This window comes from Zhongshania sp. (assembly GCF_047636175.1).
GTDB lineage: Bacteria > Pseudomonadota > Gammaproteobacteria > Pseudomonadales > Spongiibacteraceae > Spongiibacter.
In genome coordinates, this window is sequence record NZ_JBLIKC010000013.1 from 62,357 (window position 1) to 87,912 (window position 25,556).

Here is a 25,556-nt window from a genome sequence, read left to right on the forward strand (position 1 = left end):
TTACTAGCCGACAAAATGCGTCATGCCGGATTTGATCTGGCTGCGGCGCTAGCCTCTTCGGTCTCCCGCCATTGCCCTATAAGTACTTCAGCCAGTCGTCGGTGAATTTGTCTATTTTCCCGTAAACATGTTCAAAGGCCTCCGCGCTCTTCTGATAGGGATCCGGAACTGGCTGATTTTCTGACCATTTTCCCAGCAGAAAGGTTTTGCCACTTACTTGCTGGGCGAGGGCGGTAACGCCTTTAATGTGGCGCTGCTCCATAACCAAAATTAAATCTGCCTGGAGCAGCATCTCGGTAGTGAGTTGGCGTGCGCGGTGTTCACTGGCGTCTACGCCATTGTTGATAAGGAGTTGGCCAGCGCTGGGATCAATAGGCTTGTCGACTAATGCGCCCAAGCCCGCTGATTGAATGATGATATTGGGTTTGTGGGCGAGCTTGTGTTTTAACAGGTATTCTGCAGACGGGCTGCGGCAAATATTGCCTATACATACCATCAGAATATTATTGAACATGGGGTTTGGGGCCTGAATGGTTCGTAGAAGGCATGATTTTCGCTGTCGAAGAGCTGCGGTGCAAGTAAATTGGCCATTTTTACGGTTCTGTTGTTTGCTGTCTGGTCGCCGGTAGGGGAAAATACTGCCACTTTGCAGCCCGCATAAATTTCAGGAGCCACCGATGCCCTCACGCAGTGATCTAGCGAACGCCATTCGCGTCCTCAGTATGGATGCCGTTCAGAAAGCCAAATCTGGTCACCCAGGCGCCCCGATGGGGATGGCCGATATTGCCGAAGTATTGTGGCGCGATTATCTCCAGCACAACCCCAACAATCCGTCTTGGGTAAACCGTGATCGCTTTGTGCTTTCTAACGGCCACGGCTCGATGCTTATCTATTCACTCCTACATCTCTCAGGTTACGACTTAGCCATTGAAGACCTGCAGCAGTTCCGCCAATTGCACAGTCGCACGCCTGGCCATCCTGAATACGGCTACACCCCGGGTATAGAGACAACTACCGGTCCATTGGGGCAGGGACTTGCCAATGCGGTGGGTATGGCTGTGGCAGAGAAGGTGTTGGCCGCGCAATTCAATCGCGCCGGATTTGATATTGTGGATCACTATACCTACACCTTCCTTGGTGATGGCTGCATGATGGAAGGTATTTCCCATGAAGTGTGTTCATTGGCGGGCACCTTGGGTCTAGGCAAGCTGATTGCATTTTACGACGACAACGGCATTTCGATTGATGGTGAAGTAGAAGGTTGGTTCACCGACGATACTCCCGCCCGCTTTGAAGCCTACGGCTGGCATGTTATTCCCGCGGTGGATGGCCACAATAGTGCGGAGATTGCCCGCGCCATTGAAGCCGCCCACGCAGAAAGCAATAAACCGACGCTGATCTGCTGCAAAACGATCATCGGCAAAGGTTCACCAAACAAGCAAGGTAAAGAAGAGTGTCACGGCGCCGCCTTGGGCGATGTTGAAATTGCCCTTACCCGTGAAGCTTTGGGCTGGCCGCATGCACCCTTTGATATTCCAGAAGAAATCTACGCTGAGTGGAATGCGCAAGACAAAGGCAAGGCCTTAGAAGCTGATTGGGATAAAGCCTTTGAAGCCTACGCAACCCAATACCCAGAGCTGGCAGCGGAGTTTGGTCGTCGCGCAGCGGGCGATTTACCAGTAGATTTTGCCGATAAGGCCACGGCCTATATTGCCCAGTGTCAGGCAGAATCTAAAGATTTGGCTACCCGTAAAGCCTCACAGCTGTGCTTAGAAGCTTACGGTGCGATGCTGCCAGAGTTGTTTGGTGGCTCAGCAGATTTGGCCGGCTCTAACCTAACGATTTGGAGTGGTGCCAAAGCCATCAACGCTAAAGATGCCAGTGGCAACTACTTGCATTATGGGGTTCGCGAGTTTGGTATGTCGGCGATGATGAACGGTATTGCTCTCCACGGCGGCTTCATTAACTATGGCGCGACCTTCCTAATATTTATGGAATATGCCCGTAACGCCGTGCGTATGGCGGCCATCATGGGCCAGCGCTTGATTCATGTTTATACTCATGACTCAATTGGTCTGGGTGAAGACGGCCCAACGCATCAGCCCGTTGAGCAAATTGCGAGCTTGCGCGGCACTCCCAATATGTCATTGTGGCGTCCCTGCGATATGACTGAATCTGCAGTAGCATGGAAAGCAGCTCTTGAGCGCACCGACGGCCCAAGTGCATTAATTTTTACTCGTCAAGCTCTGCCGCATCAGCAGCGCAGCGACGAACAGCTAGCCGCAGTGGCTCGCGGTGGCTATGTATTGAGCGATTGCGACGGTGAGGCAGAGGCCATTATTATTGCCACAGGCTCAGAAGTTAAATTGGCTATGGCGGCTCAGCATATCTTGAGTGCTAAGGGCAAAAAAGTCCGTGTTGTGTCCATGCCCAGCACCGATGTCTTCGATAGCCAAGAAGGCGATTACCGCGAATCTGTGCTGCCAAGTAATATACCCACCCGCGTCGCTGTTGAAGCAGCACATCGTGACTACTGGTATAAATATGTTGGTTTAGACGGGCGTATTGTGGGTATGGATAGCTTCGGCGAATCGGCACCTGCAGAAGCTTTGTTTGAATATTTTGGTATTACCACCGAGGCTGTTGTTGACGCCGTAGAGGATTGCTTAGACTAATGTTGCGACTGGCCATAAACGGATACGGCCGCATTGGGCGCTGTGTATTACGCGCCCTTTACGAATCGCCTTTGCGGGCAAGCATGCAGATTGTCGCCATTAACGAGCCGGCAGATTTAGCGACGATTGCCTATCTGACCAGATACGACAGCACCCATGGGCGCTTTCCCGGTTCGGTAGAGTATCGTCATGGCAGCTTAGTGGTGAATGACGACGTGATTGCGGTAAGTCACCATGATGACATGGCGAAAGTGGATTGGAGTCGCCACAATATCGACGTGGTACTGGAGTGTTCTGGTGTTATTAGTCGCTATGCGGATCTAGAGGCGCATATCGAACGTGGTGCTCGCCATGTGTTGCTTTCTCAGCCCGGCGAATCGGGTATCCCCACTATTGTGTACGGTTTAAACCACCACGAGCTGGATCCTGAACAGCGCATTGTGTCCAATGCATCTTGTACAACCAATGGGATTGTGCCGGTCATCGATGTTTTAAATAAGGCCTTTGGCGTGCGGTCCGGTTGTATTACAACCATCCACTCGGCGATGAATGATCAGCCAGTGCTGGATGCGTATCACCACACCGATTTGCGAAAAACCCGCGCAGCGGGCTTGTCTATGATTCCGGTAGATACCGGTTTGGCAGTGGGCATTGGTCGTATTATCCCTGAGCTTGATGGTCGGTTTGCCGCTCGTGCGGTGCGCATTCCAACCCACAATGTCTCTGCTATGGAATTAACGGTGAGCTTAGACGCCGACGTTAGTGTCGAGGATGTAAACGCGGCGCTTAAAATGGCTGCTAGTGGCCGCCTGTCCGGTATTTTGGGTTATAGCGATGAACCTTTGGCGTCCTGTGATTTTAACCACGATCCGCACTCGGCGATTGTGGATGCCGGTCAGACCCGTGTTGCCGGGGAGCTGGTGAGTTTATTTACCTGGTTCGATAATGAATGGGGTTACGCTAATCGGATGCTGGATGTGACGGCGCACTGGCTTAAATAAGCCAGCTAAGCGCGATTCTTGCTTAAATAGTTTTTGCTGATTACTGGTGAGTTGACGCCGGTAAAACAGGTAAATGGGTCGAGTCCAGCGATGGCTAAATGACCCTCGGAAAACAGGGAATAGAACATGGCAGTAATTGAAATGCGGGATTTGGATTTGGCCGGCAAGCGTGTGCTTATTCGCGAAGATTTGAATGTACCCATTGCCGATGGCAAAGTGACTTCAGATGCGCGTCTGCGCGCGGCGTTACCAACCTTGAAGTTGGCACTGCAAGCGGGTGCCAAAGTGATTGTGATGTCTCATCTTGGCCGTCCTACCGAGGGCGAGTTTGATGCGCAATACTCGCTTAAGCCAGTAGCGGACTATTTAAATGAGGCGCTAGGTATCCCAGTGGCGTTGCTGGACGATTGGCAAAGCGGCGTTTCCTTAGAAAATGGCCAGCTTGCCCTGCTTGAAAATGTGCGCTTTAACATCGGCGAGAAAAAAGACGCTGACGATCTGGCAAGAGCCTATGCCGCTCTTTGTGATGTGTTTGTGATGGACGCCTTTGGCACCGCGCATCGCGCGCAGGCGTCTACCCATGGCGTTGCTAAATTTGCACCGATCGCCTGTGCTGGACCGCTTTTGGCTAGTGAACTGGACAATTTGCAGCGCGCACTGGCAAATCCAGCGCGCCCCTTTGTCGCCATCGTCGGTGGCTCGAAGGTGTCGACCAAATTAACTGTGCTTGAAACCTTGTCAGACAAGGTAGATCAGTTGATTGTTGGCGGTGGTATCGCCAATACGTTTTTAGCGGCGGCGGGCCATAACGTGGGTAAATCGCTTTATGAAGAAAGCCTTATTCCTAAAGCCAAAGCTTTAATGGAAAAGTGTCATATTCCTATTCCCACCGACGTTATTACCGGTAAAAAATTCGACGCCAACGAGCCGGCGACCTTGCGTCCGGTTGAAAATGTGGGTGATGACGATATGATTTTTGATATCGGTCCGGTGTCTGCAGCCTGCGTTGCCGAAATTTTGAAGCAAGCGGGTACTATTATATGGAACGGCCCAGTTGGGGTGTTTGAATTTGATCAGTTTGCTGATGGCACTGAAGATATTGCTAGAGCTATTGCTGAATCCAGTGCATTTTCCATTGCCGGTGGTGGTGATACCCTAGCCGCAGTGGACAAGTTTGGTATTGCCGATCAAGTGTCGTATATCTCGACTGGTGGTGGCGCATTTTTAGAATATGTAGAAGGCAAGGTATTGCCTGCTGTAGCGATCTTGGAAGAGCGCGCTAAAACCTAATTCATTAGGTTTTATGCAGTAGCCGGCTCGGATCTAAACGAATTTAGTAAAACTTAAAAGGAACTCACAATGGCACTTATTAGTCTGCGTCAAATGCTGGATCACGCCGCCGAATACAGTTATGGCGTCCCCGCGTTTAATGTTAACAACTTGGAACAAACCCGGGCCATTATGGAGGCTGCTCGCGAAACCAATAGCCCCGTTATCATGCAGGCATCTGCTGGCGCGCGTAAATATGCAGGCGCACCTTTCCTGCGTCATATGATTCTAGCGGCGATTGAAGAATTTCCAGAAATTCCAGTGGTTATGCACCAAGATCACGGCACCAGCCCAGCTATTTGCCAGCGCTCTATGCAACTGGGTTTTAGCTCGGTAATGATGGATGGCTCATTGTTAGAAGACGGTAAAACGCCGGCGGACTATGACTACAACGTTGCCGTTACCCGTAAAGTCGTTGAAATGGCGCATGCCTGTGGCGTATCGGTTGAAGGCGAGTTGGGCTGCCTAGGTTCACTGGAAACCGGCCAGGCCGGTGAAGAAGACGGCGTTGGCGCTGAAGGCATATTGTCTGCGGAGCAAATGCTTACAGACCCAGAAGAAGCGGCTGACTTTGTTGCTAAAACTGGCGTTGATGCCTTGGCGATTGCCTGTGGCACTAGCCACGGCGCCTACAAATTTACCCGTCCTCCGACTGACGATATTCTTGCAATCGACCGCATTAAAGCGATCCATGCACGTATTCCCGATACGCATTTGGTTATGCACGGCAGTTCAAGTGTGCCCCAAGACTGGTTGGCAATTATTAATGAATACGGCGGCCAAATCCCTGAAACCTATGGCGTGCCGGTTGAGCAAATTGCCGAAGGTATTAAATACGGCGTACGGAAGGTGAATATCGATACCGATTTGCGTTTGGTATCCACGGGTGCGATTCGTCGTTTCATGGCTCAGAATCCTAGTGAATTTGATCCACGTAAATATCTGCAAGAAACCATTAAAGAAATGAAGGCGATTTGTATTGCCCGCTATGAAGCGTTTGGTACTGCGGGTAACGCCTCTAAAATCAAACCAATGAGTTTGGAAGCCATGTATATGGAATACGACTCAGGCCGTTTGAACCCTAAAGTAAGGTAATCCCCTCTGGCTGCCTGAGTTTTCAGGCAGCCGCATGAACTGCAGCACTCCGCATAGTATTTCCTGTCTTTAAATACCAAGGGCTTCCTCCGTGGCGATTGCCACCCTATAGAATTGATCGCCTAGAAGTGGATAGCCACGCCAATATTGTCGTGGGGCGACTGTGGACGCCGTGCTTATCAGGATTCCGGTTTATATCACGCTGTTTAATTCGCGATTTCTCCCCACTTCTGTATTATTCAGTAGCTAAGTTTAAGAAAAATATAGTGCTTGGTCGGTGTCTGTTTTGGCTGAGCTAGTCGTCGTCTAAAACTGCGACGGGGGAGTGTGGGGGTATCGTTACGCCCTTAGAGCTTCGGGAGTATGATCAAACACATGAGCATTTAAATACCTGCTGTATCTGAGGGTTATGCTCAATTGCTAGTAATCTGAATGGGAGTGTAGTGACATGAACAGTAGTGTAGAGATATCGGACAATATTGAGCAGGCATCTATTCTGCGGGCCGCCTTCGATGCCCAGCGAGCGGCTTACCTTGCGGCGCCGGTGCCAGATTACGCGCAGCGCAAGCAGGACTTACTTACCCTAAAGCGCATGATTAATGAAAACCGCGATGCAATTATTGCGGCCATATCTGAGGATTACGGCAACCGTTCTCGCCATGAGAGCTTATTTGCTGAAATTATCACCGTTACTGACGGCATAAACGGCATCATTAAGCAGATGAAAGGCTGGATGAAAGTGCAGCGTCGTCATGTTGACCAGATGATGTTCCCCGGTGGCAAAAACCGAGTTATTCCGCAACCGCTTGGCGTTGCAGGTTTAATCATCCCCTGGAACTTTCCGATTAACCTGAGCATGACTCAAATTACTGCAGCTTTTGCAGCGGGTAACCGTGCAATGGTGAAAATGTCAGAAAACTCAATTGCGCTTACACGGCTATTGATCTCGGTGGTGCCTAACTATTTCCCGCCCGAGAAACTGATATTCTTTGAAGAAACTGGACAGGTTGGAATCGAGTTTTCAACACTGCCTTTTGATTTGCTAGTGTTTACTGGTTCTGGGCAAACAGGTCGAGCAGTCATGGCGGCGGCGGCCAAAAATTTAACGCCGGTGGTATTGGAATTAGGTGGCAAAGCGCCGGCCATTGTCGATCCCGATTATCCTTTGGAAAAAGCCGTAGACCGCATTTTATTCATCAAGCAGTTTAATGCCGGACAGATCTGTACCAACGTCGATTATGTCTTTGTTCACCAAAGCAAAATTGAAGAGTTTGTCAGCGCCGCGCAGAGCTGGGTAAATAAGCATTGCCCAGATATAAACAGCCCTGACTACACCTCTATTATCGATAATCGCTCATTGCAGCGCCTTGAAAGCACGCTGGAAGATGCGCGCAGCAAAGGTGCACGGGTCATTAATTTGCACGGTGAGCAAACTAGCGATCCAGCAACACGCAAGATGCCTCTGCATTTGGTTTTAGATAGTAGCGCCGACATGAATATTCGCAGCCGCGAAACCTTTGGCCCGCTGCTCTTAGTTATGGCCTACGATCAGCCAAGCGACGTTATTAACTATGTAAACGCCAATGATCGCCCTCTGGCTATTTACCCCTTTACCAATAAGCGCGCACTGCAAGACCGATATATTGAGAACATCATGTCTGGTGGTGTAACCGTCAATGATGCGCTTTTCCACGTTGCCCAGCACGACATTCCCTTTGGTGGTGTTGGTCCTAGTGGTATGGGGCATTACCACGGTTATGAAGGTTTCGTTACCTTCTCGAAATTAAGGCCAATATTCTATCAAGCCTCCTTTTCGCCAATGCGTTTCTTGCGCCCACCGTACGGTAAATTTGCTACCCAATTCTTCGACTTTTTAGTGAAGTTTAAGAGCTGATTATATTGTGGTTGGCATATATAGTAATTTGGCGTTCAAGCATTATTTGAATCGCTGATAGCTTGGGAGTCTTGTCGTTACGCGGCTGGCTCCCATGGTATTGAAGGTATCGACGGCTTGATCTCGCACATAGCTAGCACTTAACCATTCTGTTATGCCTTTCCTCTACCGTTATTTTTAGCGGCTAAGATACAGATCTGTGCAAGTAGGCTCTCCTCAAAACCATTGATACGACGTGGTTGTTGCCACTGTCGACCGTCAGTACTTTATTCGAAATGCCAAGCAAGAACTGGTGACTGGGCGCAGCATTCCGTCTCGGGAGTTACTCGAGTGAGTTTAGCGCTGCGCGAGATCTTGGCGCGTTCACGGATTCTACATTGGGCTGCGGGAGTGACCTGTGCGCTTAATCCAACGATCGTGTCAACGCTCGTCGCGGTATTTCACTAGCAGCCAAATGTTTAAAGGCTAAGTGAACGCGTCACCGGCCGCTTAGTGGCAGCGTCAATGTCTGCTGCTGAGGCGGTCTCTGCAGCCAGTGCCACCGGCATATATGCTCGCTATTATTGCGCTGGGAAAATATTGACGACCCACCTGACCCACTTTTTTGTGGGCGCAAACACAAAATATAATCTCCAGGGTCGCCGTCGGGTAAATACTATTTCTCTACCGAGATGGTTAACCGGCTGGGGTAACACTGGCAGCCGTTGTATAAGCAGAGCTATATACTCAAATTTGGTGGCGTCGTCCTTAATAGCGCTACCTTTTTAACTTGTGTCAGGCGCGGCAACAACAGGCTAAATAAAATATTAGCCTGGTTAGGGTGTTAGCCAGCGAATAGTCGTAGCTGAGATTTCTGCCCGCTGGTGTCCTTTGGGGCTGAGTGATAACCAATCCATATGTGTCACCGTGGCAGTGATAATAGCCAAATTAGGGTTCTCTTCTAATGCCATAGTTGCCGCGTCGGGTAGTGCGTCACCCGGGGCAAAAGGCGAAAGATAATCCTGGCGTGCGGGGCTTTGTTTAATCCTTTGCCATGCCTTATCTACCTCTGCACCGCTGGTTTCTATTCTCGCCTGCGCGCTTATTCTAAGCTGCCAATGTAGTACCGAGCTCCAAAATACCAGTTGAATTTGGTCTGAGGCCCTTAGCTGGCCGACTTTAGGGCTGCGAGAGTCGGTAAAAAATTGCAGTGTTTGGGTGTTGCGGCAAACCTTTCGTAACACCACTGTGCGAGCTTGAGGTAAGCCAGCAATATCAATGCTGGCCAGTACGGGCGTTCGCCAAGGGTGTTTTCGACCAGTATTAGCCTGTTCAAGTTCCCGCCATATACTATCGGCCAGTGTGCTCAGATCCATATCAGCAGCTCATATTGCTAAATCAATTAAAGGCTAAGCATAGCCTTTAATTTGCTGCGTGTATGGTTGGATGAGGTCTGTGTAGGAAACCGGCCTTGGTAACGCTGCGCGGAGATACACGTTTATACTGCTTGGTTAATTGCTTGGCTACTTTTTTAAAGACGCCAAATTATAGAAATTTGTAATATTAAATAGGGCGCGTGGTATCTGGTCCTGTCGCGCTTGCAATAAAGACGACGGTCGAATTTTGAAATAGCTGAATTATTACTTAAATCATATATAAATATTGGCGCATAAGTTCTAGTTCGTCGGCATGATTATTTCTATATAATTTAGCGAAATTTTAGAATGATAAGAATAGATTAGACAGTACTAATTATTAAGAGGTCGTTTTATGAATATGCCTGCGCAGATTAATTCCTGGGTCATTGATCATTATATAAAAGATAAGCTGGATGGCTCGGAGTTGCGTTGGGTGTCGCGTCCCATGCCAGCCATAGAGTCTGGTCAAGTATTGATTAAAAGCTGCCTACTATCAATCGATGCCTCTAATCTGTTGTGGCTAAGCGAAAAAGAAGACTATCTTCCGCAGCTGCAAATTGGCGATATTATGCGCGGCAATATTATTGCCCGAATTGAATATTCAAGCCATCCTAGTTTTGCCGAGGGTGAGTACATTCTTAGTCTGCAAGGCTGGGCAGACTATATGGTAATTGATGGTGATGCCTTATTGAATAATAAATTAACTGTTAAATTTAAACCTCATCCCAATTTGCCACTCGATGCTTACATTGGCACTTTAGGAATTACCGGCTGGTCGGCCTATATCGGAATGATGGAGATTGGAAGGCTCAAAGCAGGTGAGCGAGTGTTGATTAGTGGCGCTGCGGGGGCGACTGGAATCATGGCGGCGCAAATTGCTAAAGCGGCCGGTGCAAAAGTCTACGGTTTAGCGGGTGGTGCCGATAAATGCCGCTTTTTAAAAGAGATCATTAAGCTGGATGGCACTATAGATTACAAGGCGACAGAAAATTTACAGGGTGCTATTTTTCAGCTAATGCCTGAGGGTGTTCAAGTCTTCTTTGATAATGTGGGTGGCGAGACCCTCGATGCCGTATTGCCTAATATGTGTATCAATGGCCGAATCGTCGCGTCGGGAAGTGTTTCGCAATATGGGAAGTCTGAGCAGTACGGCATTAAGAAATTGCCCCTAATCACTTCTAAGCGCTTGCGAATGGAAGGCTTCTTAATACTCGATCATTTGCATGAAATAAATGAGGTCTTAGCGGTCATGGAAAAATGGCTGCTGGAGGGCAAGTTAATCAATAAAAATCATATTCTTTATGGCCTTGAAAATGCCCCAGATGGGCTGGCTAAATTAATTTCAGGCGGAAATATCGGCAAGCTCGCGGTGTATATAAACTCGTAATTATTATTGGATACTTTAGCGCTAATTTTTATTGTCAGGATAAGTAATTATCAATTCAAACAAAAATTAGTCTGCTATGTTCATCCTTCTTTATGGCTGTTTACGGTCGATCCTAAACAGCCATAAATGATCGCTTTTGCGGTGTGCGCTAATAATTTTAAAGCTAAAGTCATTCATCTAAATATTCTTGCATCGAATTTAGTTATTTAAACACTAGTTTAGTTAACGCGGTATTCTCCCTTCGACACCATCATTTATATAGTAATGGTAATAGCTGTTTGCGCTGGACAATCGAATAGGCGTTCCGTATAAATGCATCATAAGAATGATAATAATAAACTCGAAAAGAGATAATCATGAAATTACGCTTACTAGCCTTATCGCTATTGGCCGTCGCGGCTACGCCCACTATTTCTCAAGAAAGTAGCGAGGTTAGACGAAGCGGGGTACTGGAAGAAGTCGTAGTCACCGCCCGCAGGCGTGAAGAAAATATTCAAGAAACACCACTGGCAATAACTGCCCTTAGCGGTAAAGATCTTAAAGACGCGGGCATTGAAAACGTTAACGAACTGTCCAAGAGTGTCCCAAGTCTGCAAATCAACAAGGGCCAATCTAATCAAATATATATTCGCGGCATCGGTGAGCGCACCGGTTTTGTGAGAGTAGACCCCACGGTTGGCGTCTATATGGATGGCTTATTTCTACCCAGAGCTGACGGCCAGCTGCTGGATACACTGGATGTGGCGAGCCTACAGGTACTGCGGGGTCCACAAGGTACGCTATTCGGCAAAAACACCACCGGCGGGGCATTGGTGCTCACGCTCGAGAAGCCCAGCGATCAATTTGAAGGTTATATCGAAGCCGGCATAGGCAACTATAACGCGCGCAGAATTCGAGGCGCCATTAATTTGCCAATCAGTGAGTCATTCTTCACCAGAATTTCAGCCAATGTCGCTAAAAATGATGGATATATGGAAGACTCTGGAGCGGGTAGTAGCTCAAATTCAAGTGATGGCAAATCCATATTACTGCAAACTCGCTGGGACGCCTCAGACGATTTCACCTTGGAAAACTTACTGTTCTTCGGTAGTAGTGACGAAGTGATGACAAATACCAACTGCAACATCGTTAACGACGACGCGCTGTTTGTAGATGGACTGGCATTACTCTGGGCCGGAGACACCGACGCCTCTCAAGGCACGGCTTACCGTGAAAACTGTGAAGCCAATAGCCGCGAGCGCCAGGGCGACCTCACCGCTAATAAGGGCGAACATCCCCGGCTTAACAAAAAGTTCGACTCAATACTGTTTGGCGCCACCGGCACTTGGGTTGTGAATCAAGACGTCAGTATTAAAGCGGTGCTGGGGCTCCGCACCGCCACTGAAGGTCCGATCATGAGCGCCGACAATGACGGTGGCGCAGAAGACTACAACGAAGCCTTTAATGTTGGCGACAGTGATCGCAATTCCTTGAGCCTAGAGTTACAGCTTAACGGCACCGCATTTGAAAGCCGCCTGAATTACACCACGGGCTTATTCTTCGCAGCGGAAGATAACGATGAAATCTTTGGGCTGCTAACCAACTTTGTCGGCTTGGATGCCACTTCTGCAGTCCAGCTTGCCGCAGGCCAAGACCCCACCAGACCGGCTTCACCGCTGGGAACGGTACCCGTGGTTGCGGCTATCACTGGCGATCCACTGCTTAAAAGTGAATTCGCTTTAAAAAACCAGTCTTTGGCAGCATTTTTCCAAGCTTCTTATGACGTTACTGAGGCCTTTCAGGCCACATTTGGTGTGCGCTGGACAGAAGAACTGCGAACCTCCGAACTAAAAACGGTGGGTACTGACATGACTGACATTGAAAATCGACTGGTCGGAACGGGCCGATTCACAGCACTGCAAGGTCAGCCTGGGTTTTATTCGTTTAATGGTCTGTGGGCGGAAGATCCCGTGCGAATAGCCAGCAACCTGTATCCGGACGCTGATGGCGACGGTATTCCCGACTTCGTATACGACGAGGCCAATCCCACTTATGCCAAGGCAGATGAGGTGTTTCGTCAGATCACCCCGATGGTATCGCTAAGCTATAGTTTCGCTGATGACGTTTTAGCCGATACCTTTATCGATGTGGCCACCACCTACCTTACATGGAGCAATGGCTTTAAGTCTGGGTTCTCTGAGCCCCGAGGCATCGATGGTCTCGCCAGAATAGAACCAGAAGAAGTTGAAAATTTGGAATTCGGTATCAAAACCGACTTATTTGACCGCTCAATGCGTTTCAATGTGGCGGCGTATCGAACTGACTATAAAAACATCCAGCTGATCACCGTTTCTTCCGATACCTCGGGCAACCTTATTGTGGTGTTTACCAACGCCGGTCAAGCCGTTATTGAAGGCGCAGAGATGGAACTCAGCTGGCTGCCGTTGCCCAGCACCATGATCACGCTGAATTACAGCAACAATAATTATTACTATGAAGAATTCACTGATACCGACCTTAAAGAGCTGTCTTTACGCCAAAGCCAGGTCGAAGTTGATCGTTCCGCCGAACCCTTCCCTGCCACACCCGGTGAAAGCGCTTCTTTGGGAATTATGTATAGCCTTGAGGGTGATTTCGGCACCATCACGCCACGTTTGGATGTCAGCTACAAAGGCCCCGTGTTCTTTGGTTTGGATGCCTCGTCAGCCGTGGAATACGGCAAGGACAGTACTCTGGCCGGAGCCGAGGAATATGTGCTCGCCGATTTCCGACTTAGCTGGACTAGCAGAGAGGGTGGCACTCGACTGACTGCCTACGTCAAAAACATCACCGATGAACGCTTCATTCACGGCACGGTTGCCGTGGCCGATTCGCTGGGCACATACAACCAAGCCTACGGCAGTCCTAGAACGTATGGTCTAGATATCAGCTATAACTTTTAAAATTCGCTAACTGCTACCGCAGTGCAATATCAAAATACCGTGAAGGGGTCTAAAACAGCATTTGGTTTTAGACCCTTTTTTATTCCACTTCGCAGCGGTTCATTCAGTGTTAATCGCAGCTAAAGTAAGCCCAAGAACTATCAAGAAAGCGTCTCTCCGTTAACGCTATGGCTATAAAGCTAATATTAGGAAGCTCTAATTATCGCTCGATTTTTTTATCCGGATTACCTAGTTAAAGGACTTCATGTGCTGCCACTGAGCTGCGTTCGCGTGAGTTCAGGCTAATTGGCGCAGTCGGGCGTGCAGCTAGAAATTGGCAAAAATGTGACGGCGTCCAAGTGGTGTCCGAAAACATAAATTTTGGTGCAGGAAGCTGATCATCAATTTCTGATAATTTATTTTGAATCAATAAGTTTGGAGTGGTGCCCAGAGACGGAATCGAACCGCCGACACGAGGATTTTCAATCGGTAAGGGTTGGTTTTATATTTACATATAAATCAGTTGCTTACGGTGCTATCCCTTCTTTGCTTATGGCAGTAAATCTCAATAACTAGCAGTTAATTGGGACGAGCTGCTATATTCCATGCCTCGCAATCGCGAATTCAATATTTTATGGATGTGGTGTTGGCATGGACTGGCTGTTCCTAATTATTGTTATCGCTCCGTTTGCTTTTATGAAGGCTAAATTCTTCGTTAAAGACTGCATAGATCAATCTGTCGGTAAGCACCATTTTCGGTATAAGGCTGTGTGCGCGCTTGATCAAGTCGTGGGTGTTTGTGCTTGATCTTTAGGTGGTGCTTGCTGCGAACGTTACATTGTTTAATCGAAAATATGAATCTGGAAAAGGATTGGCAGCCAATATGATGGGATTTGTTAGAAAGGCCGATTTAGAAGCTGAAATTCTAGTGGTTCAATGATTCCAGGCACTCAATAAGGCGTTAGACTAACGCCAGTAACGAGGTGTCTATGAGCAAGAAGCGCCCGTCCTTTACGCGAGAATTCAAGCAGGAAGCTGTATCGCTAGTAACCGACAAAGGTTATTCCGTATCCGAAGCCTCCCGGGCACTGTGGGTTGGTAAATCCTCCGGCCTGTAAAAGTGTTGTAAGGAACAGTAGAAATCTACTATCACTAGCAGTGATTGTCTAATATAGTCCTAGTAAGCTTAAAGTACTCCAGCCATTGACCATGTTGTTAGTTTTTTTCTTTCTAATTGACTATTTAATCCAGATAATATCATTCTCATTTACCATGATAAACAAGCTAATTACCATAAAAAGTTATATATTTTTTGTTTAAAAACAATATCTTATGTTAGTTTATAGTTCTTTTAAATATATAGGTCTATCTAGATATAAGAATACTAGAGGCGTAGGATCACACCATCAGAACAGATGAAGGAGGTTCTATGGAAAAGGTAATAGTCGCTTTGGTAGGAGTTTTAACTAATGCAGATCCTGTGGCAGTTATAGCTATCGTATGTGTCGTTGCTCTATTAGTTGTGGGTGAGTGTGTCCGGCAATGTTGTAAGGCTTTAACCAACAAAGGTAAGGATTAATGGCGAAGTGGAGTGCACTACGTACGTGGTGGGTTAGGGATAATGAGTTGGGTTTAAAGGCATTTACTGGTGGGCATCAAGCGGGAACCTCGCTTGCTTCGCTTAAGGTTCTTATGGCGCTCTCGTTATTGGCAGATTTTCATTTAAGGACGGCGCGGAATAGTGTTTCTGATCTAGAAAAAATAACCGGCTTATCGAGACCGATGGTATTGGCTGGGATAACTGACCTGGAGAGCAAGGGGATTATATCGGTTGGTCGTTCTAGCTATGTGAATGAGTACTTGCTAAAAGAATCAGCGTCCGACGTCAAATGGGCTAAACTTCCATATGAGCGATTGCGTAAGCGCCTTCCAGACATTTCAAATAGAGGGGCTGTCGTACTTGCAGCATTGAAAATATATATCTTGTTGGCGTCTTATAGACCGAATGCCAGTGTCTCGTTATCTTTTTCTCATCAGAAAATCCGAGACTTGACAGGGATACAGACGAAGCATGTGCGTCCAGCCTTAGATGTGCTGCTGAATCATACCCTGATAAGGCTTACCGTAGATGACAGTAATGTGAGCTCCGAAAACTATAAGGGGAAGCATAATGTGTATACATTGCTTGGGCTAACAGCCTCTTAGCTTAATGGGCATATGTTTAGTATCAATTAGGCGTCATTTAGGCACCATATTGGCCCTGTACTGACGTTAGGTTTCCTCCTTTTGTGGTTGCTTTGTTGATACGAGTAGGTTATCAGTAGTACTATGCGTCTCGTTATTTACTAGTGCGCCAAGATTTCTTTATAGAATAAGAAACAATATCCTTATTCCAATAAGTTCTTTGTTGTTGTTGTTCCAGAACCCGTATCATAATCACATATTGAGCGTATGAACGGGATAGCTCTGCTATGCGCTCCTCCGACCAGATACTGGTTACCCGCCCAAGAGCGGTTATAAAGCGAGCCTAGTTAAGGAAAAACCTCGTCTCACGGCGGGGTTTTTTTATTTTTGGATTTTGATTGGCTTGTTTGCTTGGATGTTGTGAGCAATAACAAAAAAGTTGATTTTACGCTTCGCAGGTTGACTCGAGTCATAATTTGCATCCCTTGTGTATGCACTTTCGACATACAATCTGAGTAGCCCCTTCCTCTCTCTGCTGACTTTAAAGTAAACCTCGTATTCTTCTTCTCTTCCGGAAATATCTACCATTTTAAGAGTAAAGAAATTTCCCTTTCCTGTGTTATAGCAGGGATTTTGATTTATAGATTGAGCTATTGTCGGTAATTCCTTAGAAAGCTCATAACGAGTGAAGCAGAATATACGAGTTTCGCGAGTGTCAGAATAATGGAGCTTTTTATCGAAGTCATCTAATGACTTACCTTGATGGAGGTTTGGGCCTTTTGTAAAACAATGTAACCCGAACTCGACTACAAATTTATAGTGTTTTTCAGGCTTACCGTTTTTAGCTTCTTGCACGAATTTGTACTCAAACTCGGCTAAATGGTCGAGATTGTATTCAGCTTTTTCGTAAAGGAAAGACTTCCAGGCCTTAATAGCTGCGCTCCTTTTTGGTGCTAAAGTAGTGCCTTGTTGGCACCACTTTTCCTTTTTCCCGCCGTCATAATGTGGTGTGGCAAAATTACCTACATAGTCAATTGTCTTATTTGGCGGTCGTCATCGACCTACACTCACGCTGAGTGATTGGCTGGTCGATGTCTGAATCACAGGATACAAAGCTGGCGTTGACAGCGTTGGAAATGGCACACAGAATCAGACACAAGCCAAAGCAGGTGATGTTTCACTCAGACCAAGGCTGCCAATATAGCAGTTTAGCGTACCGGCATCGTTTATGGCAGTATCGGATGATTTAGAGTATGAGTCGTCGCAGTAATTGCTGGGACACTCAGTCTACTATCCTTACTGAGCATCGTATTGATCTGACCCTAGGTTGATGTTGGCGAGCTCTCCCAAGAGCAACTGAATTTTCTTGAGTATCACCAAAAAGAAATTTTCATAGAGTAGTAGGATTGATGAAAGATAATTTTACTAAGTCTCGAAAGCTCACCCCACACGAAAGGAAAATAATTCTCGCGGGAATATATTCGTCGCGACTGGAATTTGAATCGCTTTCTGACTCTGCAAAAAAGGCGGAAAATTTAAACGATCTTATAATTCCTTGGGGAAATTGGTATGAGCTTACTTTAAGCCAGCATTTGGCCATTTTACTTATTTTTATGGGGTTTAAAGATTGGCTTGTAGAGGTTCGCGAGTCAGCAGATCCGCTGGGTGAATTTATCAATATGTTGTCTGAACTTGGCGAGGTGGATGATAGAGACTTCGATCAGTGGGCCGATACATTAGATCGAGAAGAAAAGAGAATATTTACTTCGCTAGTTTTAGCAATGCAAGGTCAATTTGAAGCGGTCTCCCTGTTCAGCTTGCCGATGTCTGAATTAGTGAAAAGAGCCGGAGAGGGAGATCATGAGGCATTATTGCGAGCTGTTACCATTGATCGTTCTGTGATTAGTTCTACTCCTGTTGCTAGGCAGATATGTTTGGCGCAAGTCTTGTGTGACGAATCGTTTATGAATCGATTGTCTAGTGCGATTACGCGCACAAAGCCCGCCCGACCTGCTAAAAAGCTAGATGATATGCGCTATATGCTGGAAGCGCTTGTTGAGGGTGTTGGGATTGAGGGTTTCACCAATTCTGAATTGGAGGATATCCTCAAAAGTGATTTGGAGCTTTACGATAACGATAGCGACTATTCCAGCCGTGCGTTTAATAAGTTGATTCAGAAAAGAAATAAGCGGGTGGGAACCTGATATTACGTTTTTGGGTTCCCATCACTAAGTCGTAATTGCCAAATAATTCGAGCCTCATATAACTGATGAGGATAGGAAAATGGCTAAAAAATCGAAAAGTACGAATTCAATTCAATCCGGTGGGAGGGTGGGTAGCGTTGTGGGCGGCGCAGCCATGCCCACAACCTACCCGCCGATCACTGGAAGCACTGAATCTCGTGGTGCGCCGCCTAGTAACACCGTACCTTCAAACTGCACGGACTTGCTAAGTGGTACCACAATACTTCGGGCGGGTATCGATTCGCTCTACGTTTCGTGCAAAGGGCAAATTTCCGAAAAAACCGAACACCTATTACGCCTTTCAAAAGAACTGGCTCAATCCGCCGATCCAGATGTGCGCGCCGGTGCTTTTCTAGAGCTGGGTGATCATCGGTTTCAGGTTATGGATAAGGGTAAAGGTCGGTTTCCTTACGCGCTTGCAGATAATTGGTTTCACTTTCAGGTGTCCAGTCGGGACGCTACCAGCCTGCCGATGGTTTATTGCCAGATACGAAGTGAAGTTTTGGCCTGTGAAGGCCCAAAGGCTGTTCTTATGCGGCTGGGAAGTTTGTTGCTGGAATTCAGCGATGATGTCGCCGCGCTAGAGATTAGCCGTGTTGATCTCTGTGTAGATTTTGTGACGTCAGTCGATCTTGGTGAAATTCCAGATAACTATTGGGTTAGGCGGGCGGCGTCGTTGAATCGGTATACGAAGCATGATGTTTTTACTGGCTTGATGTTCGGTGCTGGTGGGGATTTGTCTGCCCGTTTGTACGACAAAACACGAGAGATTAAGGAAAAATCCAAAAAATATTTCTTCTATGATTTATGGGCCTCTGAAGGCTGGGACGCTGAATCACAAGTCTGGCGGCTTGAGTTTCAATTTCGTCGCCCTGTTCTTACCGAGTTAAGTATCCGGTCTATCTGCGAGCTGATGGATGGCCTTGGCTCGATGTGGGCCTATGCCTGCGGTAGTTGGTTGCAGCTCTGTGAGCCTACAAATGACAAGACGCGCAGTCGCTGGCCACTTCATCCTCTCTGGTTATTCTTGATCGCTGCGGATTGGGGTGGTGTAGCGCGCTCGCTGTGGCGTGTGCGTACTGATAGAGCGCCTGATGATCACTATTTATTTGTGCATGGTTTAGCGGGCTTATCGTCCTTTATGGCGAAGGAGGGGATTTCGGACGTAGGCAAGGCAGTAGGCCAATATATCAATCAGGCTCGTCGCTACCATTCCGGTCGTACGCTGACCGATAGTAATGCGCTTGATCGATACCTTTTAGAAAAGGCGCGTCTGAAAGCCACCAAATTTAACAAACCTTTACCTGGTATCGACGGGGGTGAGGGCGATGTATTTTGAAAACACTGGATCTCAACGAAGCTGCGGCTTTCCTCAAGATGTCACCGTCGGCGCTACGCGAAAAGGCGCGCTCTGGGCGCATTCGCGGCGCCAAACCTGCCAAACAGTGGGTCTTTCTGGAGGAGGATCTTGTCTGGCATCTGCGCGCGCTATATTCTGGCCGTGGGCAAGCGCCGTTAAGTGGCTGTGAACAGGAGGATTCACAATGTCACTTTATCAACGGGGAACGGTCTGGTGGGTCAAGTTCACTAGTCCCGGTGGCGAGTTCATACGCCGATCTACTGGGACTGAGGACAAAGAACAGGCTCAAGAATACCACGACCGATTAAAGGCCGATCTCTGGCGGAAATACCGCTTAGGAGAAAAGCCAAGGCGTACATGGCAGGAAGCCGTAGTGCGATGGGTCGGAAGCACGGATCACAAGGCAGATCACGAAAAGGATCTGGGTAAGCTGAAATGGCTTGATCGGTTTTTGGGGACTAAATGGCTCGACGAGATCGACGCTGATTTGATTGCCAAAATTGCTCAGGTCAAAAAGGCTGCGGCTAGCCCTTCAACGGCTAACCGGTATTTGGCGCTCATTCGGGCAATTCTCCGAGCGGCGCGGGATGACTGGGAATGGGTTGAGCGGGTTCCGAGGGTCAAAATGTTTCCGGAGTCTAAAAAACGAATCCGGTGGATCACGCGGGATGAGGCAGCAAAATTAATTGCCGAATTACCGTCACACTTGGCCGATATGGCGCGTTTTACTCTGGCAACAGGGTTGCGTCAGCGTAATGTCAGTTATTTGCGTTGGGATCAGGTGGATACATCGAGGTGTGTGGCGTGGATACACGCTGACCAGTCTAAGTCGCGTAAGGCAATTGCGGTGCCGCTAAATAATGATGCACTGGCAGTCCTTGAGGCGCGGCGTGGGGATGGCGGGGAGTACGTGTTTACTTTTCAGGGTAAACCGGTAGACCGAACATCCACTAAGGCTTGGGCAGCGGCAAAGAAACGGGCTGGCATTGACGATTTTCGCTGGCACGATCTGCGGCATACATGGGCGTCTTGGCACGTCCAAAGCGGTACTGGCCTGCAAGAGTTGCAGGAATTAGGAGATTGGTCGACCGTCGATAGGGTGCTTAGATACGCGCATTTAGCAGCAGATCATTTGCTGTATGCGGCAAAACGGATTGAGGGCACAAATTTGGGCACAGCACTGCAAAAACCAGTTGGCTTGCGATTAGTAGTAAATCGTTGATTTTAAACAGGAAAGGAGTGGTGCCCAGAGACGGAATCGAACCGCCGACACGAGGATTTTCAATCCTCTGCTCTACCGACTGAGCTATCTGGGCATATATCGAGGGCTTTGGCTGCCTCTCAGAAGGCGCGTATTAAACCTGTTCCTTAAGAGTGAGTCAAGCCCCTGAAACATAGACTTATTCGCTGGGGGGTACGTAGCCTTCAGCTTTTTCGTACTCTTCGCCCGATAGAAACTTTTGCATTTCTTCTTGCAGGAATTTTCGCGACGAGGGTTCCATCATGCTGAGATGCTTTTCATTAATCAGCATGGTTTGGTGGGTATGCCATTCTTCCCAAGCTTTTTTGGAGACGTTTTCAAAGATGTCCTGACCTTTAGGGCCTGGATAGGGCGCTTTGCTTAGGCCTTCAAGTTCTTGCTGGTATTTTTTGCAGAATACGGTGCGGGTCATAATAAGGCTTCTCTTAATAAATCTGAGCTGAATACAGCGTCGAGTAATTTTTTTACTGGTGCGGCAAGGCCGACTTGTTGCTCAGGGTGTCCCTTATACCAAAGCTGGGGTCTGTCTTCCATGACTGCGTTGATATCGGTGTCGAGATGAATATGTACTGGGGTGATGTCTAAGTGGAAATGGCTGAAGGTGTGGCGTATGACTGGCCACTGCTGTTTTGTGCCCTTGGCGTTGAGCTTGTTGTGAAGATAGTGATCTAGCTCGTCGGTATTTGCGGCCTCAGGGAAGCTCCACAGGCCGCCCCATATGCCGCTATCTGGGCGTTGCTCTAGTAATATTTCGCCGCTCTTATTTTCTAAGATCAGCATATGGACTTGGCGGCTAGGAATTTGCTTGCGCGGCTTTTTGCCAGGATATTGTGTTTGAGCGTTAGCGGCGAAGCTCTGGCAGTTGTTTTGCACCGGGCAGCTTGGGCATTGAGGTTTGCTGCGGGTGCATAAGGTGGCGCCTAGATCCATGATGGCTTGGGTGTAATCGGCAACCCGGTTGTCTGGCGTAAGTTCTTCAGCAAGCTCCCAGAGTTGGTTCTCTACCTGTTTTATGCCGGGCCAGCCGTCAATGGCGGCGTAGCGAGTGAGTACCCGTTTGACGTTGCCATCAAGTATCGGTGCGCGGCCATTGCAGGCAATGGAGAATATGGCGGCAGCGGTTGACGGTCCAACGCCGGGAAGAAGTTGCAGTTGCTGATGATCGTGGGGGAGTTCACCGCCAAAATCGTCGCAGACCAGCTTGGCGGCCTTGTGTAGGTTTCTGGCGCGGGCGTAATAGCCAAGGCCGGTCCACAGCGCGAGAACATCATCAGTGGGTGCCTCAGCTAGGCTAGTCACCGTGGGGAAGCGCGCCATAAAGCGCTGATAGTAGTCGATGACAGTGGTGACTTGGGTTTGCTGGAGCATAATTTCAGACACCCACACTCGATAGGGTGTAATGCCTTGTTGCCACGGCAGGTCTTTGCGGCCGGCGATGTCGAACCATGCCAGCAACTGTTGGCTGAAGATTTGCTGATTACTTGATTTCATTAAGGGTTTCGCTGCCAACACCAGAGGCTGTTGCTGGCGTTAAAGCCAAGCTCTGCAAATAAATTGATGAGTTCTGGTGCGCTGCGCAGATCGGCGGAGATAGATTGCAGCTCAGCAGGCAGCTGCTTCATCGCCTGAATAATTAACTGTCTTGCCACGCCTCGGCGGCGAGTGACCTCGCGCACCGATAGTCTCGCGATTTGGTAGTCGCCATCGTATATGGGGGTAAGGGTAAAAGCCGAGAGAATTCGGCCATTAAAGCGACCACCGTAGATGATTAGCTTTCCAGATACGGCAGATGCCAGTAGCTTAATACTGTCGTTGGGATACAGTATTTCGAGGTCAGCGGCATCCTGAGAGTCGGGCTGAGTGATAATTTCTGCGTATACGGGCATTTATGACGCTTCTGCTGGGTGTAATACGGTTCGGGATTTTTTATAATACGCTATTGTAAGCAAATAACCGATGAGGCGTTGATGAACATGCGCAAAGCTACGATCAGCCGTAACACCTTAGAAACCCAAATTACTGCGACAGTAAATTTAGATGGCACGGGCACGTCGCATTTTGAAACTGGGATTCCCTTTCTAGATCATATGATGGACCAGATTGCCCGTCACGGTATGATTGATTTGGCGGTGTACGCCAAGGGTGACTTACACATTGACGCCCATCACACCGTGGAAGACATCGGTATTACCCTGGGCCAGGCGTTTGCCGAGGCGGTGGGTGATAAAAAAGGCATGACTCGTTACGGGCACGCCTATGTGCCGTTAGACGAGGCTTTGACGCGGGTGGTGATTGATTTCTCTGGTCGTGCCGGCCTGCAATACCACGTGCCTTACACCCGCGGAAGCGTGGGTGGTTTTGATGTAGATTTGTTCTCTGAGTTCTTTCACGGTTTTGTGAATCACGCCAAAGTGACTTTGCACATTGATAATTTGCGCGGTCAAAACACTCATCATCAAGCTGAAACCGTGTTTAAGGCCTTTGGTCGTGCAATGCGTATGGCTTTACAGCCTGATGAGCGCATGGCCGGTATTATGCCTTCTACCAAAGGCAGCCTCTAGGATTTATCTTTATGAGCTCTTCTTCCGTTGCCGTCGTTGATTACGGCATGGGTAATTTGCACTCCGTTGCCAGTGCGCTTGAGAAAGTGGGCAATGGGGTGAAAGTCTTGGTCACAGATTGCCCCGACACCATACTCAGTGCAGATCGCGTTATTTTTCCCGGCGTTGGCGCCATTCGCGATTGCATGGCTGAATTAAAAGCCCGCGGTCTTGATGAGGTAATTCAGGAGGTGGCGGCGCAAAAGCCCCTGCTCGGTATTTGCCTTGGTATGCAGGCACTGCTGGAAAGTAGTGAAGAAAACGGCGGTATAGCGTGTTTGGATGTGCTGCCCGGCGCGGTAAAGTTTTTTGGTGCTGATTTACATGACAGCGCTGGTACTCGTCTTAAAGTACCGCATATGGGCTGGAATAACGTGGCGCAGACTGTTGAGCATCCGCTGTGGGCGGGCATTGCCAATGACAGTCGGTTTTACTTTGTGCATAGCTATTATGTGGATGCGCCAGATTTTGTTGCTGGCACGGCAGATTACGGCGTGCAAGTACATGCGGCACTGGCTTGTGAAAATGTTTTTGCGGTGCAGTTTCATCCTGAAAAAAGTGGTGAGGCCGGCTTGCGCCTACTAAGCAATTTCTTGAATTGGGATCGCCCGAAGGCGAGTTTCTTTCCCGTTTCAGATTAAGGTCTACTCAGAATTTTATCTTTAGGTTTGTATTATGTTGATTATCCCGGCAATAGATTTAAAAGACGGACAGTGCGTGCGCCTGCGTCAGGGCGAAATGGGCGACTCTACGGTGTACGGTAACGATCCATTGGAAATGGCCGCACGCTGGGTTGCCGAGGGTGGACGTCGTCTGCATTTGGTTGATCTGAATGGTGCCTTTGAAGGCAAGCCTGTTAATGGCGAGGCGGTAAGGGCCATTGCCAAGGCCTACCCCGATCTGCCGATTCAAATTGGCGGTGGTATTCGCTCCATGGACACCATTGAGCAGTATTTAGATGCTGGCGTGAATTACGTGATTATCGGCACCAAGGCGGTGAAAGATCCTAAGTTTGTGGCCGAGGCCTGCAAGGCTTTTCCGGGTTCGGTCATTGTTGGATTAGATGCCAAAGAGGGTTTGGTCGCCACCGATGGCTGGGCAGAAGTGTCCACCTTGCTTGCTACTGAATTGGCAAAGCGCTTTGAGCAGGACGGTGTGACTTCAATTGTGTATACCGATATTAGTCGTGACGGCATGATGCAGGGCGTAAATATTGATGCCACTGTGGCGATGGCAAAAGCCTCTGGCTTGCCGGTCATTGCCTCTGGTGGGGTGACTAATATGGATGATATTCGGGCGCTAAAAGCGGTAGCCGATGCCGGAATATTGGGCGCTATTACTGGCCGCGCGATTTACGAAGGCGAGCTTGATTTGCGCGAAGCACAGCGCTATTGCGACGAACAGCAGTAAAGGAAAGACACTATGGCTCTGGCTAAACGTATTATTCCCTGCTTGGATGTCGACAAGGGTCGCGTCGTAAAGGGCGTTAATTTTGTCGGTATTCGTGACGCCGGCGACCCTGTTGAGGTTGCCAAGCGTTATAACGAACAGGGTGCTGACGAAATTACCTTCTTGGATATTACCGCTACCCATGAAGGTCGTGAGACCACGGCGCATATCGTTGAGCAAATTTCTGCAGAGGTATTTATCCCGCTCACGGTTGGCGGCGGTATTCGCGAGATTAAAGATATTCGCGCCATGCTCAATGCCGGTGCTGACAAGGTTTGTATTAACTCGGCGGCGATACACCGTCCCGACTTTGTGACCGAGGCTGCCGACCGTTTTGGTACCCAGTGTATTGTGATCGCCATAGATGCCAAGCAGGTTGCGAATGAGGCCGACGGCAGTCCGCGCTGGGAAATCTTTACCCACGGTGGCCGTAAGCCAACCGGTATTAATGCGGTGGAGTGGGCCATAAAAATGGTGAAAAACGGCGCGGGCGAAGTGCTGTTAACCAGTATGGATGGCGACGGCACCAAGGCCGGTTATGACTTGGCGCTAACTCGGGCCATTTCCGAAGCGGTGCCGGTGCCAGTTATCGCGTCTGGTGGGGTGGGTAACCTCGATCACATGGTAGCGGGTATCAAAGAAGGTTTGGCCGATGCGGTATTGGCCGCCAGTATTTTTCATTTTGCTGAATATACGGTGCCACAAGCTAAAGCTTATATGGCGGCGCGGGGCATTGAAGTGCGTTTGTAATTGCTTGTGCAGTAGCGAGAAAGCGGGCCAA

The 25,556-nt window shown here is 48.5% G+C and carries 22 protein-coding genes, 1 tRNA gene and 2 pseudogenes; 18 read left to right on the top strand and 7 right to left on the bottom strand.

Annotated features, from left to right (window positions below):
• Positions 1–76 precede the first annotated feature (76 nt).
• Positions 77–514, bottom strand: a complete 438-nt coding sequence (locus ACI955_RS09545) for a low molecular weight protein-tyrosine-phosphatase (RefSeq protein WP_415243516.1) — start codon at positions 512–514, stop codon at positions 77–79.
• Positions 515–677: 163 nt separating this feature from the next.
• Between ACI955_RS09545 and tkt the strand changes: the two genes are divergently transcribed.
• From tkt to ACI955_RS09570, 5 genes are all read left to right on the top strand, one after another.
• Positions 678–2,675: a transketolase gene (tkt, locus tag ACI955_RS09550; protein ID WP_415243517.1), complete on the top strand. Its 1,998-nt coding sequence runs from the start codon at positions 678–680 to the stop codon at positions 2,673–2,675.
• Positions 2,675–3,676 carry a type I glyceraldehyde-3-phosphate dehydrogenase gene (locus ACI955_RS09555; protein ID WP_415243518.1) on the top strand — a complete coding sequence of 334 codons (1,002 nt, stop codon included), beginning with the start codon at positions 2,675–2,677 and terminating at the stop codon, positions 3,674–3,676. Before tkt ends, ACI955_RS09555 begins: the two co-directional genes overlap by 1 nt.
• Positions 3,677–3,802: 126 nt before the next feature.
• Entirely contained in the window at positions 3,803–4,966 is a 1,164-nt protein-coding gene (locus tag ACI955_RS09560; protein WP_415243519.1) for a phosphoglycerate kinase, read from the top strand.
• A gap of 69 nt (positions 4,967–5,035) precedes the next feature.
• Complete coding sequence (gene fba, locus ACI955_RS09565) at positions 5,036–6,100, top strand: class II fructose-bisphosphate aldolase (RefSeq protein ID WP_415243520.1); 1,065 nt, start codon at positions 5,036–5,038, stop codon at positions 6,098–6,100.
• A gap of 448 nt (positions 6,101–6,548) precedes the next feature.
• Positions 6,549–7,994, top strand: a complete 1,446-nt coding sequence (locus ACI955_RS09570; protein ID WP_415243521.1) for a coniferyl aldehyde dehydrogenase — start codon at positions 6,549–6,551, stop codon at positions 7,992–7,994.
• An 815-nt stretch (positions 7,995–8,809) separates the two neighbouring features.
• Here the strand turns inward: ACI955_RS09570 and ACI955_RS09575 are convergent.
• Positions 8,810–9,349, bottom strand: coding sequence for a pyridoxamine 5'-phosphate oxidase family protein (locus ACI955_RS09575; RefSeq protein WP_415243522.1), 540 nt, complete (start codon positions 9,347–9,349; stop codon positions 8,810–8,812).
• 394 nt (positions 9,350–9,743) lie between these two features.
• Between ACI955_RS09575 and ACI955_RS09580 the strand changes: the two genes are divergently transcribed.
• From ACI955_RS09580 to ACI955_RS09595, 4 genes are all read left to right on the top strand, one after another.
• Positions 9,744–10,778, top strand: a complete 1,035-nt coding sequence (locus ACI955_RS09580; protein ID WP_415243523.1) for an MDR family NADP-dependent oxidoreductase — start codon at positions 9,744–9,746, stop codon at positions 10,776–10,778.
• Between the two features lie 356 nt (positions 10,779–11,134).
• The gene (locus ACI955_RS09585; RefSeq protein WP_415243524.1) at positions 11,135–13,699 is read left to right on the top strand and encodes a TonB-dependent receptor; all 2,565 of its coding nucleotides are present in this window, start codon (positions 11,135–11,137) and stop codon (positions 13,697–13,699) included.
• A 968-nt stretch (positions 13,700–14,667) separates the two neighbouring features.
• A complete protein-coding gene (locus ACI955_RS09590) occupies positions 14,668–14,796 on the top strand; it encodes a transposase (RefSeq protein ID WP_415243525.1) in 129 nt (42 codons plus the stop codon).
• Between the two features lie 460 nt (positions 14,797–15,256).
• Complete coding sequence (locus ACI955_RS09595; protein ID WP_415243526.1) at positions 15,257–15,883, top strand: hypothetical protein; 627 nt, start codon at positions 15,257–15,259, stop codon at positions 15,881–15,883.
• A gap of 360 nt (positions 15,884–16,243) precedes the next feature.
• Here the strand turns inward: ACI955_RS09595 and ACI955_RS09600 are convergent, their stop codons facing one another.
• A complete protein-coding gene (locus ACI955_RS09600; RefSeq protein ID WP_415243527.1) occupies positions 16,244–16,717 on the bottom strand; it encodes a hypothetical protein in 474 nt (157 codons plus the stop codon).
• A gap of 147 nt (positions 16,718–16,864) precedes the next feature.
• Between ACI955_RS09600 and ACI955_RS09605 the strand changes: the two are divergent.
• The 5 genes and pseudogenes from ACI955_RS09605 to ACI955_RS09625 form a co-directional block, all read left to right on the top strand.
• A pseudogene (locus tag ACI955_RS09605) lies at positions 16,865–17,109 on the top strand (DDE-type integrase/transposase/recombinase); the annotation flags it as partial.
• A gap of 162 nt (positions 17,110–17,271) precedes the next feature.
• Positions 17,272–18,066 (top strand): hypothetical protein, encoded by a 795-nt coding sequence (locus tag ACI955_RS09610; protein WP_415243528.1) that lies wholly within the window; start codon positions 17,272–17,274, stop codon positions 18,064–18,066.
• 79 nt (positions 18,067–18,145) lie between these two features.
• Positions 18,146–19,444, top strand: coding sequence for a hypothetical protein (locus tag ACI955_RS09615; RefSeq protein WP_415243529.1), 1,299 nt, complete (start codon positions 18,146–18,148; stop codon positions 19,442–19,444).
• Positions 19,441–19,566, top strand: a pseudogene (locus tag ACI955_RS09620) (helix-turn-helix domain-containing protein); the annotation flags it as partial. The gene ACI955_RS09615 and the pseudogene ACI955_RS09620, both read left to right, overlap by 4 nt.
• A gap of 83 nt (positions 19,567–19,649) precedes the next feature.
• Positions 19,650–20,687 (top strand): tyrosine-type recombinase/integrase, encoded by a 1,038-nt coding sequence (locus tag ACI955_RS09625; protein WP_415243530.1) that lies wholly within the window; start codon positions 19,650–19,652, stop codon positions 20,685–20,687.
• Between the two features lie 18 nt (positions 20,688–20,705).
• Here the strand turns inward: ACI955_RS09625 and ACI955_RS09630 are convergent.
• The 4 genes from ACI955_RS09630 to ACI955_RS09645 form a co-directional block, all read right to left on the bottom strand.
• Positions 20,706–20,781, bottom strand: a tRNA-Phe gene (locus ACI955_RS09630).
• Positions 20,782–20,865: 84 nt separating this feature from the next.
• A complete protein-coding gene (locus ACI955_RS09635) occupies positions 20,866–21,138 on the bottom strand; it encodes an oxidative damage protection protein (RefSeq protein ID WP_415243531.1) in 273 nt (90 codons plus the stop codon).
• Positions 21,135–22,217: an A/G-specific adenine glycosylase gene (mutY, locus tag ACI955_RS09640; RefSeq protein WP_415243532.1), complete on the bottom strand. Its 1,083-nt coding sequence runs from the start codon at positions 22,215–22,217 to the stop codon at positions 21,135–21,137. Before mutY ends, ACI955_RS09635 begins: the two co-directional genes overlap by 4 nt.
• The gene (locus tag ACI955_RS09645; RefSeq protein ID WP_415243533.1) at positions 22,217–22,612 is read right to left on the bottom strand and encodes an acetyl-CoA sensor PanZ family protein; all 396 of its coding nucleotides are present in this window, start codon (positions 22,610–22,612) and stop codon (positions 22,217–22,219) included. Before ACI955_RS09645 ends, mutY begins: the two co-directional genes overlap by 1 nt.
• An 81-nt stretch (positions 22,613–22,693) precedes the next feature.
• Between ACI955_RS09645 and hisB the strand changes: the two genes are divergently transcribed.
• The 4 genes from hisB to hisF are packed head-to-tail and all read left to right on the top strand — an operon-like array spanning position 22,694 to position 25,525.
• Positions 22,694–23,287 (top strand): imidazoleglycerol-phosphate dehydratase HisB, encoded by a 594-nt coding sequence (hisB, locus tag ACI955_RS09650; RefSeq protein WP_415243534.1) that lies wholly within the window; start codon positions 22,694–22,696, stop codon positions 23,285–23,287.
• A gap of 11 nt (positions 23,288–23,298) precedes the next feature.
• Positions 23,299–23,967, top strand: coding sequence for an imidazole glycerol phosphate synthase subunit HisH (gene hisH / locus ACI955_RS09655; RefSeq protein WP_415243535.1), 669 nt, complete (start codon positions 23,299–23,301; stop codon positions 23,965–23,967).
• A 34-nt stretch (positions 23,968–24,001) separates the two neighbouring features.
• Positions 24,002–24,736 (top strand): 1-(5-phosphoribosyl)-5-[(5-phosphoribosylamino)methylideneamino]imidazole-4-carboxamide isomerase, encoded by a 735-nt coding sequence (gene hisA, locus ACI955_RS09660; RefSeq protein ID WP_415243536.1) that lies wholly within the window; start codon positions 24,002–24,004, stop codon positions 24,734–24,736.
• A gap of 12 nt (positions 24,737–24,748) precedes the next feature.
• Positions 24,749–25,525: an imidazole glycerol phosphate synthase subunit HisF gene (hisF, locus tag ACI955_RS09665; protein ID WP_415243537.1), complete on the top strand. Its 777-nt coding sequence runs from the start codon at positions 24,749–24,751 to the stop codon at positions 25,523–25,525.
• The last annotated feature ends 31 nt before the right edge of the window (positions 25,526–25,556 follow it).